Source organism: Candidatus Omnitrophota bacterium, from assembly GCA_023819145.1.
Taxonomy (GTDB): Bacteria; Omnitrophota; Gorgyraeia; order DTHP01; family DTHP01; genus JBFWKV01.
Window position 1 is genome coordinate 33171 of record JAMWCW010000011.1, and the last position, 15621, is coordinate 48791.

The window sequence follows — 15621 nt, forward strand, 5'->3', positions numbered from 1 at the left end:
CCAATGTAACCAGTAAAGCAAAAAAATCTTTAATGTTTGAAGTGCCTTATGCCGGTGAAAACCATGCTCAGGCCTTTTCTATCTGCTACTTCAATTACTTCTGCATCAGAAATTGAACCTCCGGGTTGAATTATGGCCACTATCCCTCCTTTAACCGCCTCTTCTACCCCATCAGGTTTTGGAAAAAAAGCATCTGAAGCAAGACAAGCTCCTTTGGCTCTTTCCCCTGCCTTTCTCAAAGCAATTACTACTGCATCTACTCTGCTCGTCTGCCCCATCCCTATTCCTACAGTCTTTGTTCCCTGGGCTAACACAATGGCATTAGATTTTACATGTTTAGCCACTCTATCTGCAAAGAGGAGAGATTCAATCTCTTGGGGCGTGGGTTTATTTTTAGTCACTACCTTGAGTTCTTTTTCAGTAACGTTTAAAATATCCCTTTCCTGTACTAAAATTCCTCCGGAAATTTTTTTAAAATCAAAATCGCCAACTGGCAACTGGCGAATGTTAGCTGGTAATTCGATAATCCTTAAGTTCTTCTTTCTCTTAAGTATCTCCAATGCTTCTTCTTCGTAACCTGGAGCAATAATACATTCTGTAAATCCAAAATTATAGATTTCTTCCGCAGTCTTTCTATCTACAGTTTTATTTAACCCAACAATCCCTCCAAAAGCAGACACGGGGTCAGATGCTAAAGCATCTAAATAAGCCTGAAATAGGGTCCCGCTCTCAGCAACTCCGCACGGATTATTATGTTTTATGATGCAAACCGCAGGGGGAGAAAACTCCGTTACCAAATTCCATGCAGATTCCAAATCCATTATATTATTAAAAGACAATTCTTTCCCATGCAACTGCTTTGCTTCTGCAATGTTTCGGATCGCAGATTCTGGATTTCGGATTTTATATAACGCTGCTTTTTGATGGGGGTTCTCCCCATAACGCAAATCTTGCGTTTTTTCAAACTGCATCTCCAAGATTTGCGGAAAAACGCCCGCTTCTTGCTCAACGGTTTTCGGTAAACGCGAGTTTAAAAACATGGCAATCGTTTTATCATACTCAGCAGTCCTTTGAAAAACCTCTACCGCAAGTTTAAATTTTGTTTCTTCACAAAGATTCCCTCCATTTTTTCTTAACTCTGCCAAAATCTCAGTATATCTTTCAGGATTGCATATTACCCCCACATATTTATGATTCTTCGCTGCAGAACGCAACATCGATGGTCCGCCAATATCGATATTCTCAATGGCCTCCTCTAAAACAACTTCTTCCTGAGCAATGACTTTTTCAAAAGGATAAAGATTTATCACCACCAAATCAATCGTTTCAAATCCTTGCTTCTTTATCTCTTCCATATGCTTCTTATTGTCCCTAATTGCCAAAATCCCGCCGTGAATTTTGGGATGCAAAGTCTTGACTCTCCCATCTAACATTTCAGGAAAGCCTGTATACTCTGAAACTTCCTTGACTTTTATCCCCTTTTCTTTCAAAAGTTTTGCAGTTCCTCCGGTAGAGAGAATCTCAATTCCCAATTCTTCCAATCCTCTGGCAAACTCCACAATACCTCTCTTATCCGAAACACTTATCAACGCCCTTCTCATATTAATCATTTCGCCTCCTCTCTATAAATCTTTTTCTTAAATTATTTGTATTTCTAAAAAGCCCACTACCGATTTTCCTTTTATCCACATATCTCACCGGCATAATTTCTATCGAAGTATTGGTTAAAAAAACTTCATCCGCATTATAAAGCTCGTGCCTTGTAAAGATAGCTTCCTTTAATCCTAAACCTACATCTTTAGCTAACTCCATAACAACTTTACGCGTAATTCCAGGTAAAATTCCTAAAAATATAGGTGGAGTAAATAAAACATTATTCTTTATCATAAAAATATTACTTACCGTTCCTTCAGTGATAAAACCTTCGCGATTTATAAGTATTGCCTCAAAGAAATTTCCTGCTTCCATTCTTGCTAAAATTCCATTTAAAAAATTCCCCGTTTTTGCTTCAGAAAAGAGAGCAGAAACCAAATCTTTTTTCATCGTTATTGTAACTATCTCAACTCCTTTTTGATATAGCTTCGGTGAATAACTCTTAGCAGGTTTTACAATGACATTAAGCTTATGCTTAGAATCAATACTTATACGAACATATGCGTTTTCTATTCCGCTTTTCTTAAATTCTCTTAAAACTATTGTTTTTAATTCTTTTTTTGAATAAGGTAAATCAATTTTTAATGTTTTAGCCGATTCCTCAAGACGCTTGAAATGTTCTTTTAAACAAAAAATCTTTCCCTCATAAACTCGCATACTCTCAAAAACATTGTATCCAAAATCAAGGAGTATATTATTTTGTAAATTGTAATCTGTAACTTGCATTTTTTTCAGCAATCTTAATTGCCTTCAGCAATGCTTCTGCTTTGTAAAGGGTCTCATAATATTCCCGCAAAGGGTCAGAATCAGCAACTATTCCTGCCCCAGCCTGAATATACGCCTTGCCTTTCGTAAGCACAAGGGTGCGAATAACAATATTAAGGTCCATGTTTCCATTGAAACCAATATAACCCAGAGAACCACAATAGATACCTCTTCTTACGGGCTCAAGCTCTTCAATAATCTCCATACAGCGTATTTTAGGGCACCCGGTAATCGTCCCGCCGGGAAAAGCAGAGCGAATAAGGTCAAATCTATCTCTACCCTCATTAAGCCTCCCACAGACATTAGAGACGATGTGCATCACATGGGAATACTCTTCCAAAGCCATAAATTCATCCACTTTTACCGAACCATATTTACAAACCCTCCCCAAGTCGTTCCTCTCCAAATCCACAAGCATAAGATGTTCTGCCCGTTCTTTTTCATTCAAAATAAGCTCTGCTCTTAACTCAAGGTTATTCCAATAATCTTTTCCGCGCGGACGGGTTCCAGCAATAGGTCGTGTTTCCACAAAACAATCTTCGACCTTCAATAACCTTTCGGGAGAGGAAGAAATAATCTTTACTTCAGGAAAATTTAGATAAGAAGCAAAAGGAGAGGGATTTATTTCTCTCAATATCCTATAGAGAAAAAATGGTTCAACATTTGTCTCTACGGAAAATCGCTGGGATAAGTTCGCTTGGTAAATATCTCCTTTTTTTATATATTCTTTAGCCCTTTTAACTATTTCTACAAATCCCTCTTTGCTAAAATTTGATTCTATCTTTAAAGCATTTTCTCCTCCATAAACAATATCCAGTATAATCTCTGATGATTTCGAATGCATACTCTGTATTTTCTGGTGCAATTTCTCAATCCTCTCCTGTGCATCTTCGTATGCCTTACCAATATCTTTCTGTGCAAAAGCGTTAGCAATGAGAAAAATTTTACTTTCTAAATGGTCTAAAGCAATTATCGTATCGTAAAAACCTAAATACACTTCCGGTAATTCTAAATCATCAATTGCCAAATTGGGCAAGCGCTCAAAAAGCCTTCCCGCATCATAAGCAATATAACCTACGGCTCCACCTGTAAATGGGGGGAAATCATCAAATTTAGGCGAATTGAATGAAGAAAAAATCTCACGTAGTCTATGCAAAGGGTCATGGGTAATGATTTCCTTATCGCTTCCTTTAAAAAACTCGATACTCTCCCCTTTGCTCTTAAAGACCATAAAAGGGCTAAAACCAAGAAAAGAAAATCTTCCCGTCCGATGATGAAAACGCGCACTATCCAGAAAAAAAGAAAAATCTTCTCCCGCAATTGCCTCACATATTTGTAGAGGAGAAATCTCTAACGGAATAATTTTTGCCACAGGAATAATCGGAAATTGTTGAATTAGTCTTCTAAAATGCAGAAAACCGGGAATATTCATCATCTTTTAACTATTTGCTTCAGTAGTTCAAAGAATTCGGGAAAGGATTTGTTAATGCAATTTGTTTCATTTAGAACGGTTTTTCCGGGGATAAGCGCACCTGCCACTACCATACTCATCGCAGTACGGTGATCTCCATAACTACTCACTTGGGCGCCTTTTAAGGGAGATCCGCCTTTAATAATAATCGTATCTCCCTCCATTTCTATATTGGCTCCCATATTTTTCAAGTTTGTAACCATCGAATTTATTCTATCAGTTTCTTTTACCCTTAACTCCTGTGCTCCTTCAATATAGGTTATCCCTTCAGCAAAGCATCCTGCCACCATTAAAAGGGGTATTTCATCGATAAGAAGAGGAATCTCTTCTTTAGTAACTCTTACTCCTTTCAAAGAAGAATTCCTTACTTCTATATCACCAAAAGGTTCATAAGCTAAACTTTCTTCTTTTATCCTCAACTCTATCCTCGCTCCCATTTTTCTCAGCACATCAATTATTCCGGTGCGCGTAGGATTCAATCCTACTGAGGTAATGAGGAGATGAGCTTTTTTAACTAATGTAGCTAAAACAATAAAATTGGCTGCACTGGAAATGTCTCCCGGAATGTAAAATTTCATTCCCTTAAGTTTTGGCCAACCAGAAATAGTATTCACTAAGCCCTCTTTTTTAAACTCTGCACCAAACAATTTAAGAATGCGTTCGGTATGGTCACGAGAAATAAAAGGTTCAATCACTTTTGTCTCTCCTTTGGCATAGAGTCCCGCTAAAAGAATGGCGGATTTAACCTGTGCGCTGGCAATGGGCATTTTGTAAACAATGGGTTTTAAATCTCCTCCTTCGATAGTCAAAGGAAGAAAATCGGCATCCTCCGGACCTTCTATTTTTGCTCCCATCGCTCTCAAAGGAAAAGTCACCCTTTTCATTGGTCTTTTGGAAAGAGAATCATTTCCCAATAAAGTAGTTTTAAATTTTTGCCCTGCCAGTACCCCCAAAATAAGCCGCAAAGATGTCCCTGAACCTCCCATATAGAGTGCCTCTTGAGGAGCTTTTAAACCTCTCAATCCCTTCCCTGTAATTTTGATATTCCTTCCTCCTATATTTATCTCTATCCCCATTCTTCTGAAAGCTTCCATCGTGCGTAGGGAATCATCGCTGATAAGGAAATTGTCTGCCAAAGCATCGCCATCGGCAAGGGAAGATAAAATTATTAAGCGATGAGAAATGGACTTGTCTCCCGGCATAATCAGTTCTCCTTCAAGATGTTCTATAGGCATAATCTCAAACATGACTTTACTCTTTATTCTCGGAAGAAATAAATTTTACAACATCCTCTTCCCGAATAATCCCCTTTGCAGTTTCAAAAACAATATCCGCTACCGACATATTCTCGTAAACTTTCTCTATTCTTACTCTGGCAATGAGCTCTTTCCCGCGATAAATCCCCAAAATCATTCCTACCTCCATCCCTTGTTCCTTCCCTAGACTGATTACTACAAATTCATAAGGATTATTTACTGCCAGAATTCTTCCCACACCCAGAGAGGCCGGCTTTTTTACTACCACTTTCTCTAACTCTACCTCCAACCGTTTACTCATAATATTATCCAGTTTCCGTTCAAGTTCAGATTTAATTGTCTGTAATTGGACAAGCGAAACTTCCAACCCTTTTATCTTCTCTTCTGCATCCTTAATTTTTATCTCCATCAACTCTTTTTCCTTCCTTAAACTATTGAGCTCTGCTTTGAGCCTTTCTGCCTCCTTCTCCCTTTCTCTAAGTTTCTCTGAAAGCTCAAGCCCGGCATCTTTTTCTTTACTCAATTCGCTTGTCAAATTCTCAATTTTCTCCTTTAAACTACTCACGTTCTCTTCTAAGGCCATCTTTTCCGCATTCAATTTGTTCAATTCTTCTTCCTTGACTATCTTTTCGCTGGAAATGTTATTGAGTTTTTCCTGAAGGCCGATTCTCAATTTTCTTTCTTTTTCCTTTAGAGAAATAAAGTATACAAGCGTGGTAAGGAGTACTGCAATAATAAAGATACTCGAAATATTAACTTTTCTAAATAATCCTATCTTCGCCATTTTTTATATTATAATTGGGAACAAGTTTCTGCATATCTGTGGGTAAAGAAGAAGAAAATCTAAGATTTTCTTTTGTATAGGGGTGTTTAAACCCAATTTCCTTGGCATGAAGTGCCTGTCGGGTAATTAACTTTGAGTTCTTGCCATACACCGCGTCACCCAATACAGGATAACCTAAATAACTCAGATGCACCCTTATCTGATGGGTTCTGCCGGTAAGAGGATAAACTTCAAGCAAAGTATAATCAGTATATCGTCTTAACACACGATAGATAGTTTTTGCTTCTCTGCCATTACCAAAATCTACTGCCATGAGTTGCCTATTCCGTGGATGCCTTCCCACAGGAACATCGATTTCTCCTTCGTCTAACTCAACAACTCCTCTTACAATAGCGATATAACGACGATAGATGGAGTGTTCCTTGAACTGTTGAGCAAGCCCCAAATGAATGGAATCAGATTTTGCTACCACAAGAAGACCGGAAGTATCCTTATCTAAACGATGGACTATGCCGGGTTTAAATTTCCCTCCCAAACGAGAAAGATTTTTCGCATGATAAAGTAAAGCATTAACCAAAGTCCCCGAAAATACTCCTCCCGCAGGGTGCACAAGCATTCCCGCAGGTTTATTAACGACCAGAAGATGTCCGTCTTCAAAAACAATATCTAAAACAATATCCTCGGCTTCAATGTCCGGTTCTTTAAACTCTGGAAGTTCTATATGAATTAAATCTCCCTTTTTTATCCTATAATGGCACTTCACGGGAATTTTATTTACTAAAACCATTTTTTCTCTAACCATCATTTGAATTTTCTGTCGCGAAACCTGTGGAATAATTTTCTTATGGAGATAAATATCTATCCGCATCCCTTCCTCTGCCGGCTCTGGTCTAAAATCCTTTCCCATCATCTTTCTGGAATCGCATTCTTCCTTTAAAATAAAGGATAATCGTCAGAACAAAAACAAAGATACTTATACTTTGAAATATGGTAAGGCCAAAATATAGAGGTGGAAGGTCCCCTCTTAAAAAGTCAAGAAAGAATCTCTTTGCAGAATAGAGCATAAGATAAAGTAAAAAAATCTCTCCTCTGAATTTCCTCTTTTTATAGCGCTTACTTAAAACAAGAAAAATTAGAAAGTTTAACAACGCAGCATAGAGTTCGGTAGGATGTCGATAAATCAATTCTTCAGGAAATCTGATGCGGATAAAAAAAGAGGTCTCTTTCCCATAGCAACAGCCCCGTAAAAAACAACCTATTCTTCCCACTGCTTGTCCGAGTGAGATATAAGGACTAATAAAATCAGAAATTCTTGAGAAAGAAATCTTATATTTTTTTAGAAAAATTATTCCTCCAACCAACCCACCTAAAAGAGCACCATAGTAACATAATCCACCTCTCTGGAGCATAAAAACCTGTAGGGGATAATTTTTATACTCTTCTAAATTAAGCAATACATAAGCAATCCGCGCACCAATAAGCCCCCCAAGGAGGAGATAACCAGAAAGGCTAATAATTAAATCGGGGCTAAAGCCTTCTTCCCTCGCCTTTTTTTTGGCAAGTGAGGTGGAGATGATAAAAGCGAGGGCAAGCATTAAGCCATAGGAATATATGCTTAAAGGACCAATATGGAAAATTATAGGGTACATAATAAAGATAACCAACGAAACAGAACAGCCATTCTGCTTTATATTATCTCTTGTTCCTTATTAAATATTTTCCAAATGAACAAAACTATTCCCAAAGTGATTGAGGCGTCTGCAAGATTAAATACTGGCCAGATACGGAAATCAAGATAATCAACAACATAACCAAATCTTATGCGGTCTAAAAGATTACTTAACGTGCCTGCACTAATCAAAGAAATTGCCAATTTCTTTCCCCTTGTATAGGGCCTGTATTTTAAAAAGGAAAATATGGATATTAATATAAGAATAATGAGAAAAAACAAAGGAATGTTCTGGAACATTCCGAAAGCAATGCCTTTATTAAAAACGAGAGTAATATGGAATATGTTTTTAATTACCGGAAACCCTTCTCCGGGCAAGAAAAATGAAGAAACACTTTTTTTAAGCAATTGGTCGACAAAAAAAACCCCTAGAAATAACAAAAAATAAAAGACCAATTGAGGAGTTACCTTTCTTTCTCCTTTTTGCTCTGACATTTTATGCAATACTGGGCATAGGGTATTGCCTTCAGCCTCTGTTTGGTAATCTTCTCCCCGCACATCAAACAGAATCCATATTCACGGGATTCGATACGTTTCAAGGCTTCTTCAATCTGATAGAGCAGTTTCTGTTCATTAGCCGCCAGCCCTAAGGAGAATTCACGTTCAAAGGTATCGGAAGCCACATCCGCCATATGGTAGGAATATCCAGATAAATCTCCCGCCGCATCTTTCTGGGATTTATCTAAAGTATCTTTCGTAAGCGTGCGCATGTCACCCAAAATTTTTTCTCTCAACTTAAGTAATACCCGAGTATAATCTTTCAACTCTTTCTGAGTTAAAACCTTGCTCTTAGCCATGCTGTTAACCTCCTTCTTTAGAATATAGTTTTCATCTTTTATTCATTTCCATAGCTCTTACACAGCGAACGCAGATATCAGGATATTCAGGATTATTGCCCACATCTATTCTATAATTCCAGCATCTCTGACATTTACTCCCACTTGCCTCTCTCACCTCTACTCCAAAATTTGGCAACAATTCTTCATCCCTAAAGCTCTCTGGAGGAATCTTATCTACCCTGTTTATCTTTACTTCAGAAACCAAAAAAATCTCCATTAATTCTGCAAGTTCTTTATTTTTTAAATAACGATACATTTTTTCTTCCGCTACATAGAATACAAGACTTGCCTCCAGAGAATCGCCAATAATTTTCTCCATCCTTTCTTTCTCTATCGCCCGCATAACTACATCACGCATCTTCCAAATTGGACCCCAACTTTCCAACAGAGAATCATCGAGCCAAAGGTTATTCACTTCAGACATTGATAGCATATGTACAGAAACAAAATCCTTTAATTTATTTTCACGCGGAAAATACTTCCAAATTTCTTCAGCAGTAAAAGGCATAAGCGGAGCCCAGATTCTCAGTAAGATATTGAGAATTTCGTATATAACCGTCTGGGCAGAACGTCGTTCTCGAGAATCTTTATAAAAAGTATAAAGACGGTCTTTGACTATATCCAGATAGATGCTTGACATTTCCATTACACAGAATTGATAAATCAATCTATATACTCTGTGAAAATCAAAATCCCGATATGCGGACAAAACATCTTTTAGTAACTCCTCCACCTTCGCCAAAGCCCACTTATCAATGGGAAGCAGGAGATTGTAATCTAATTTATCTCTATCAGGGTCAAAGTCAAAAAGATTTCCTAAAATGAATTTTGCCGTATTGCGCCATTTGCGATAAACCCCCGAAACACGCTCTACAATCTCTTCTGATATCTTCATATCCTCGGTAAAATCAGAAGAAATTGCCCAGAGCCTTAGAATATCTGCTCCAAACTTATCGATAACCTCTTGGGGAGAAATAACATTGCCTAAGGACTTAGACATTTTTCTCCCTTCGCCATCAACCACAAACCCATGGGTAAGCACTGCTTTAAAAGGAAAAGTTTCAGCAATGCCCATTGAGGTAAGAAGCGAAGTTTGAAACCATCCCCGATGCTGGTCAGACCCTTCCAGATACAAATCTGCAGGAAAAGACAATCCCCTCTCACTTTTTAAAACTGCCTGATGGCTAACCCCCGATTCAAACCACACATCTAAAATATCCGTTTCCTTCCTGAAACTCTCTCCTTTACATTTTGGGCATTTTGCTTGAGGAGGCAAAAGCTCTTTTACTTCCTTTCTAAACCAGACATCGGCACCCTCTTTCTCAAACAAATCGGCGATGCGCATAATTACTGCATATTCTAAAAGTGCCTCTCCGCAATCTCCACAATAAAAAACGGTAATCGGAACTCCCCAATACCTCTGACGAGAAAGACACCAGTCAGGCCTTGTCTGTAGCATACCAACAATTCTATTCTCTCCCATCGCCGGAACCCAACGCACAGTCTTTACCTTTTCAATAGCCCGATTTCTTAAAGACGTATGGTCAACCTTCATAAACCATTGATTTGTGGCACGGAAAATCACTGGTTTCTTACAGCGCCAGCAATGAGGATAAGAGTGTTCAATCTTTTCTTCCCAGACTAATTTACCACTTTCCTTCAATTCTTCAATAATCTTGCGATTAGCAGAGTAAACATCTAAACCACAGAACTTACCCCCTTCTTTCGTAAAAACGCCGTGTTCATCTAAAGGCATAATTACCGGAAAATTATAAATTTTACCTACCTGATAATCCTCTTCCCCATGCCCCGGTGCAATATGCACACAACCTGTCCCCTCCTCATGAGAAACAAAATCTGCTAAAATAACCTCCGCGTTTCTCTCAAAGAACGGATGTTTCAAAGACAATCTTTCTAATGAGGAACCTTTTAGTTCAGTAAGGACTTCAAATTTTTCAAAACCAATCTTTTCGCGAAGAAAATTAATCCTATTTTTTGCCATTAAAAGAATCCCTTTTTCGGTATCTACTAAACAATAAACAAACTCAGGATTTAAGGCTACCGCAACATTAGAAACAAGTGTCCAGGGAGTGGTTGTCCAAACAAGAAAAGAGAATTTTGTATCCGGTAATCCGTAATTGGTAATTGGTTCTTTAGAACCTACTTCAAACTTTACATAGATTGAGGGAGAGGTATGATTTTCGTATTCTACCTCCGCCTCGGCCAAAGCGGTTTCACAATTTATACACCAGTTAACCGGTTTCACTCCTTTATAGATAAACCCCTTTTCCACCAATTTTGCAAAACTCCGGATAATCGCTGCCTCGTAGCATGGTTCTAAAGTAAGATAGGGATGGAAAAAGTCTGCCAAAATCCCTAAACGTTTAAATTCTTCTTTCTGAATATTTACATACCGCAATGCGTACTGGTGCGCCTTTTTTCGAAATTCCACCTGAGAGATTTCGTGTTTGGTAATTCCCAATTCTTTAAATAACTGATGCTCAACGGGGAGCCCATGACAATCCCATCCCGGGATAAAGGGAACATCAAAACCCTTCATGGTATAAAATCTCACCACTATATCCTTCAGAGTTTTATTCAAAGCATGCCCTAAGTGAATATCGCCGTTGGCATAGGGAGGACCGTCGTGAAGAATGTATCGGGGATTGGCTTTCCTCAACTCCCTTAACTTTTCATAAAGGTTAATCTCTTCCCAGAATTTCAGAATCTGCGGTTCCTTCTGCGGAAGACTCGCCTTCATGGGGAACTCGGTCTGGGGAAGATTTAGAGTCTGTTTGTAATCAATTTTATTTGACATATTTTCCGATAATAATTTCCAAATCTTTTTTTACATTTTCAGGAATAAGTCTCTTGTCCGTTACAATCGCATCTTTCAAGGCATGTTTACAGGGACAATTTCTTTCTTCGGGAATGTGCTTAATTAATAAAGAGATAATTTTTTTGGCATTTTCGATGTTTTTCTGCAGATTACTTAAGACCATTTCAATGGTAATCGTTTCGTATTCAGGATGCCAGCAATCAAAGTCGGTTACCGCTGCCAAGGTAGCATAACAGATCTCTGCTTCTCTTGCCAAACGTGCTTCTGCCATATTGGTCATCCCAATGACATCCATTCCCCAACTCCGATAAAGTTTTGATTCGGCAAGGGTAGAAAAAGCAGGCCCTTCCATATTGATATAAGTTCCGCCTTGATGAATCTTTCTGCCTTCTTTATCCAAAACTTCCTTCCCCACTGCAAACAACAAAGCAAACAATTCCTTGCATACCGGTTGAGCCAGACCCACATGCACCACAAATTGGTCAAAGAAAGTCATCTCTCTTGCATGTAGTGTGCGGTCAACAAACTGGTCCACAACCACAAAATCCAAAGGCTTTATATTTTCTTTCAAACTTCCGCAAGCAGTAACGGAGATAATCCTTTCCACTCCCAACTTCTTCATTCCATAGATATTTGCCCGATAATTTATTTCACTGGGAGGGATACGATGTCCTATGCCATGACGAGGCAAGAAAACAATCTCTTTTCCTTCTAACTCCCCAAGGACAAAGTTATCCGAAGGCTTACCAAAAGGAGTATCCAAGGAAACACGTTCCTTCTCCTTTAGCCCTTCAATCCGATACAAACCACTTCCTCCAATTATTCCTACTCTCATCGCAGAAATAAAATTCTAAACTCTAAAATGAATTTGCTATTTGAGTTCATTTCATTGCCAATTCTTCTGCTCTTTTTACCGCCGCTTTTATTGCCTCTTCAAAGGTTCCGCCATCATACATTACTTTAAGACCTGCTTCTGTGGTACCTCCCTTGGAAGCTACTTTTATTCTCAAGTCACGGGGAAGGATCTTTGTCTTTTTCAAAAGTAAGAAACTTGAATCAACAGTTTCTTCTGCTAAAAATTTTGCCTCCTCCCTGTTAAAACCAACTTTCTCCGCTCCTTTTTTCAATTCCTTTATAAAAAATACTTTTACACTTCTTTTAAACTTGAGCGGAAAATTTGCTCTGTTCTCCAGAAAATAAAAAATAAACCCTGGCCCACTTCCAGAAACTGCAGTTACTTTATTCATTAGACTTTCATCAATTTCTTTTACTACCCCTAAATAAGAGAACAACTTCTTCGCAAAATCCAAATCTTTATCTTGACCACTTTTACCCTTAGAAACAGAGGTAACTGATTTTCTTATTTTTATTCCTAAATTGGGCATTACTCTAACTACTCGTACACCAGGTAATTTTTTCTCTATATATTCTGTAGATATTCCAGCGGCGATAGAAAGAAACAATTTGCCTTGCGAAAAATTCTTTATGTTCTCCAGTAATTCTGGAAAATCCTGTGGCTTTACCGCTAAAATAATCACCTCACACTCTCTCACCAAAGCTTGAACATTCTCCGCCACAGAAATTCTTTTTAATTTTTGGGTTTTATTTAAATCCCTATCAAATATTATTAAGTTAAATCTTTTCTTTAACCCTTCGGCAATCGCCTCTCCCATATTCCCATAACCAATGATTCCCACCTTTTTCATATAAACTCTAAATCCGGGGGTTCACCTTTAAATATTGCTCTTCCAATTCTCAACACATTTGCCCCCTCTTCAATAGCAATTCCAAAATCTTGAGACATTCCCATGGAAAGGATGGTTAATTGGTAATTAGTTAAATGGTTAAATTCATCAAAAAGTTCCCTTAGTTTTCTAAAATAGGGGCGTGTGTCTTCGGGATTTTCCACCTCAGGAGCGATGGTCATTAATCCTTTTAAATTTAAATGCTTGAACTTAAGTATTTCTTTTGCCAAAGAAAATAAATCTTCGGGATTTACCCCAAATTTAGTTTTCTCTCCTGAGGTATTTACCTGAATAAGGATATTCTGAATCTTATTGATTTTCTCCGCCTCTTTATTTATTTCTTCTGCCAGTTTAAAGCTATCTACAGAATGAATCAAATCAAAGATGCGCACCGCGTATTTGGCCTTGTTTCTTTGAAGATGCCCTACCATGTGCCAACGAATGTTTACCTGTGACCTATCATCTGCAGAATATAATTCATTAAATTTCTTAAGTGCATCTTGAACACGATTCTCTCCAATATCCGACATTCCTAATTTAACTACCTCTCTAATCTTTTCTAATCCTATTCCCTTGGTTACACACACAAGAGTTATTTCTTTAGAATCGCGTTTTACTCTTTTGCAAGATGCTTCAATTTTGGTAAAAATCTCTCTTAAATTTTCTTCAAGCATTCTGAATAATTTAACACAATAACTCTCCAAATGTCAAATAAATTAGAGGTAATAAAATGGGAGTAGCCCCTAAATTTTATCTCTTAATAATCTGGGTAATAACACTAACCAATAACACAAAAAATGGACTGGCAGGAAAATATCTGTAACCAGATAAAAATACGCTTTGTCACGGAAGGATTGGGGGACAATGCCCTAAGCTAATAATCGTTTAGCAATTAAAAGCTAATTACAGATTTTTTTGGGATAAAAAAGATTCCTGAAAAACACCTTCTTTAATTTAGAGGAAAGAAGGGAATTATTTCAAAGAAGAGCTTCTATCCGTGAGGGATACAATATCCTTCACCATAAACACGCATCCGATAATAAAAAACAGCGCAAGCATACAATTAATCTCTGCCAGCGGTATATTGCTCTTTGCCGTAGTTATATTGCCGATACTCTGGGGTATTTTATCATAGTAATAGTTAAGCAAGATAACGTTCCAGAAAATAAGCCAAGTAATCAAAATCCCGATAATTGAAAGTTTTCTCTCGGGGTTCATACTATAAAGCTTAGCCACACCAGTAACAGAAACCAAGACAACTATGAGAGGTAAAATTATCAAAACAACCGACTTTATCAAAACTCCGAGAATCACTAACCACAACATCGTTCCTAAGGAAGAGCCCATTGCTCCGGCAATAATTCCTATCCTCTCGCCTCTCTGCATATTATCTCCTTTCTTTGAAGGAACATAACTTTTTCACAATCCCTACCAAAAAACCAACAAAAAATATACCCCTGCTGAAGGAATATACAACATTCCAAAACTTCCCTCCGCATCTGCTCCAAAATAATCTAACTTGCCCTTTGCGTCTAAAAATAATGTTACCGTAAGGATGGTAATAATATTCACCGCGTAAATTAATCCCAGAAGCAAGTATTTCTTCCAATATTCCAGTTTAATCCATAAAGCATAACGCACGCCCGGTAAACTAAACAACGCGCTTACCACAGGGCTAATGATAAAGGCTATCAAAAACACGCTGTAGGATGTCCGGTATTTACAAAAAGGGTATCTTAAACTATAGAGGATAAAAAAGGGTACTATCTATCCCAGAGTAAGGAAGACGTTAAATATTGTAGGCACAAATTCCCTAAAAATATTTGTTTTCATAAGAAATTTATTGTGGAATTTTTACTCATTAATCGCTTAATTTCCTCTTTTTCCTTAAACAAAAGAGTATCTTATTCTTTAACCTCTTACCCTTCGCTGAGGATGAAGGATTTTGCTTTTCCTCTTATTTTCTTTTCGCTAATTTCTCTGGGAGCCAATCCTTCGACCTTCCAGAGATATAATATTCCTTTAACAGTTTACAGTCAAGAATAAAAAGGAAGATTGCTTTAAGTAAATTTAAGAGTAGTTTTTGGTAGAAGAAAACTAATTCTTTATCAAAAACGGTGGATTATTTTTTCTGCTGTAAGCCGCTCAGGTAATTTGCCCAGTATTTCATTCTCCCTAAATTCTTATCCAATTCCTGTTCTAACTCTTTTATTCTCATATTCCGGGACCACTACTTTGGGATGCTGATAACCTAATGCTCTAGTATTTGGTTGTTTGGGTACGCTATCCTTACGCTCTCGCATGGGAAAAGGCCACCTACGAGGTAGTGAGGGTTATTTGAGCCAATCTAAGAATACACTATCTCCGGCTTGATATAAGAAAGGTTCTGAAGGAATAATTTCTGCTTTAGGCAAGGCATAATATTGGGTAAATAAATCAAGAGCAATGTCTATCTGTTCTAATTTTGATTCATTTTTAATTAAATCTAACAATTTTCTCTTAGCAGTTTCCTTATCAACTTCTCGGGTTACCAACTGCCA

16 protein-coding genes are annotated in these 15621 nt (G+C 37.7%); all 16 read right to left on the bottom strand.

The window, feature by feature from the left end; genetic code table 11:
- Nucleotides 1–29: 29 nt before the first annotated feature.
- Nucleotides 30–1610: a bifunctional phosphoribosylaminoimidazolecarboxamide formyltransferase/IMP cyclohydrolase gene (gene purH, locus NC818_06155; GenBank protein ID MCM8784333.1), complete on the bottom strand. Its 1581-nt coding sequence runs from the start codon at nt 1608–1610 to the stop codon at nt 30–32.
- Nucleotides 1603–2379, bottom strand: a complete 777-nt coding sequence (locus NC818_06160) for an aminotransferase class IV (protein MCM8784334.1) — start codon at nt 2377–2379, stop codon at nt 1603–1605. Before NC818_06160 ends, purH begins: the two co-directional genes overlap by 8 nt.
- Complete coding sequence (locus NC818_06165) at nt 2348–3853, bottom strand: anthranilate synthase component I family protein (protein ID MCM8784335.1); 1506 nt, start codon at nt 3851–3853, stop codon at nt 2348–2350. The genes NC818_06160 and NC818_06165 overlap by 32 nt, the downstream gene beginning before the upstream one ends.
- On the bottom strand, nt 3850–5136 hold the full coding sequence (gene aroA / locus NC818_06170; GenBank protein MCM8784336.1) for a 3-phosphoshikimate 1-carboxyvinyltransferase: 1287 nt from the start codon (nt 5134–5136) through the stop codon (nt 3850–3852). The genes NC818_06165 and aroA overlap by 4 nt, the downstream gene beginning before the upstream one ends.
- Before the next feature lie 4 nt (nt 5137–5140).
- A complete protein-coding gene (locus tag NC818_06175) occupies nt 5141–5929 on the bottom strand; it encodes a hypothetical protein (protein ID MCM8784337.1) in 789 nt (262 codons plus the stop codon).
- Nucleotides 5907–6839, bottom strand: coding sequence for an RluA family pseudouridine synthase (locus NC818_06180; protein MCM8784338.1), 933 nt, complete (start codon nt 6837–6839; stop codon nt 5907–5909). The genes NC818_06175 and NC818_06180 overlap by 23 nt, the downstream gene beginning before the upstream one ends.
- Nucleotides 6820–7578: a prolipoprotein diacylglyceryl transferase gene (gene lgt, locus NC818_06185; GenBank protein MCM8784339.1), complete on the bottom strand. Its 759-nt coding sequence runs from the start codon at nt 7576–7578 to the stop codon at nt 6820–6822. The genes NC818_06180 and lgt overlap by 20 nt, the downstream gene beginning before the upstream one ends.
- A gap of 38 nt (nt 7579–7616) precedes the next feature.
- Entirely contained in the window at nt 7617–8093 is a 477-nt protein-coding gene (gene lspA / locus NC818_06190; protein ID MCM8784340.1) for a signal peptidase II, read from the bottom strand.
- Nucleotides 8063–8455 (bottom strand): TraR/DksA family transcriptional regulator, encoded by a 393-nt coding sequence (locus NC818_06195; GenBank protein ID MCM8784341.1) that lies wholly within the window; start codon nt 8453–8455, stop codon nt 8063–8065. The genes lspA and NC818_06195 overlap by 31 nt, the downstream gene beginning before the upstream one ends.
- A gap of 31 nt (nt 8456–8486) precedes the next feature.
- Nucleotides 8487–11315 (bottom strand): isoleucine--tRNA ligase, encoded by a 2829-nt coding sequence (ileS, locus tag NC818_06200; GenBank protein ID MCM8784342.1) that lies wholly within the window; start codon nt 11313–11315, stop codon nt 8487–8489.
- Complete coding sequence (gene mtnP / locus NC818_06205; GenBank protein MCM8784343.1) at nt 11305–12171, bottom strand: S-methyl-5'-thioadenosine phosphorylase; 867 nt, start codon at nt 12169–12171, stop codon at nt 11305–11307. Before mtnP ends, ileS begins: the two co-directional genes overlap by 11 nt.
- Nucleotides 12172–12217: 46 nt before the next feature.
- Entirely contained in the window at nt 12218–13042 is an 825-nt protein-coding gene (locus NC818_06210; GenBank protein MCM8784344.1) for a pyrroline-5-carboxylate reductase, read from the bottom strand.
- Nucleotides 13039–13755, bottom strand: coding sequence for a YggS family pyridoxal phosphate-dependent enzyme (locus NC818_06215; protein ID MCM8784345.1), 717 nt, complete (start codon nt 13753–13755; stop codon nt 13039–13041). The genes NC818_06210 and NC818_06215 overlap by 4 nt, the downstream gene beginning before the upstream one ends.
- A 298-nt stretch (nt 13756–14053) precedes the next feature.
- Nucleotides 14054–14467: a hypothetical protein gene (locus NC818_06220; protein MCM8784346.1), complete on the bottom strand. Its 414-nt coding sequence runs from the start codon at nt 14465–14467 to the stop codon at nt 14054–14056.
- Between the two features lie 42 nt (nt 14468–14509).
- On the bottom strand, nt 14510–14782 hold the full coding sequence (locus NC818_06225) for a hypothetical protein (GenBank protein ID MCM8784347.1): 273 nt from the start codon (nt 14780–14782) through the stop codon (nt 14510–14512).
- 632 nt (nt 14783–15414) lie between these two features.
- The coding region (locus NC818_06230; protein MCM8784348.1) for a hypothetical protein at nt 15415–15621 on the bottom strand (207 nt) is incomplete at its 5' end.

Excerpts from the sequence above, each read along its gene's own strand:
- purH (MCM8784333.1), bottom strand. The coding sequence starts at position 1,610 with ATGATTAATATGAGAAGGGCGTTGATAAGTGTTTCGGATAAGAGAGGT.
- NC818_06160 (MCM8784334.1), bottom strand. The coding sequence starts at position 2,379 with ATGCAAGTTACAGATTACAATTTACAAAATAATATACTCCTTGATTTT.
- NC818_06165 (MCM8784335.1), bottom strand. The coding sequence starts at position 3,853 with ATGATGAATATTCCCGGTTTTCTGCATTTTAGAAGACTAATTCAACAA.
- aroA (MCM8784336.1), bottom strand. The coding sequence starts at position 5,136 with ATGTTTGAGATTATGCCTATAGAACATCTTGAAGGAGAACTGATTATG.
- NC818_06175 (MCM8784337.1), bottom strand. The coding sequence starts at position 5,929 with ATGGCGAAGATAGGATTATTTAGAAAAGTTAATATTTCGAGTATCTTT.
- NC818_06180 (MCM8784338.1), bottom strand. The coding sequence starts at position 6,839 with ATGATGGGAAAGGATTTTAGACCAGAGCCGGCAGAGGAAGGGATGCGG.
- lgt (MCM8784339.1), bottom strand. The coding sequence starts at position 7,578 with ATGTACCCTATAATTTTCCATATTGGTCCTTTAAGCATATATTCCTAT.
- lspA (MCM8784340.1), bottom strand. The coding sequence starts at position 8,093 with ATGTCAGAGCAAAAAGGAGAAAGAAAGGTAACTCCTCAATTGGTCTTT.
- NC818_06195 (MCM8784341.1), bottom strand. The coding sequence starts at position 8,455 with ATGGCTAAGAGCAAGGTTTTAACTCAGAAAGAGTTGAAAGATTATACT.
- ileS (MCM8784342.1), bottom strand. The coding sequence starts at position 11,315 with ATGTCAAATAAAATTGATTACAAACAGACTCTAAATCTTCCCCAGACC.
- mtnP (MCM8784343.1), bottom strand. The coding sequence starts at position 12,171 with ATGAGAGTAGGAATAATTGGAGGAAGTGGTTTGTATCGGATTGAAGGG.
- NC818_06210 (MCM8784344.1), bottom strand. The coding sequence starts at position 13,042 with ATGAAAAAGGTGGGAATCATTGGTTATGGGAATATGGGAGAGGCGATT.
- NC818_06215 (MCM8784345.1), bottom strand. The coding sequence starts at position 13,755 with ATGCTTGAAGAAAATTTAAGAGAGATTTTTACCAAAATTGAAGCATCT.
- NC818_06220 (MCM8784346.1), bottom strand. The coding sequence starts at position 14,467 with ATGCAGAGAGGCGAGAGGATAGGAATTATTGCCGGAGCAATGGGCTCT.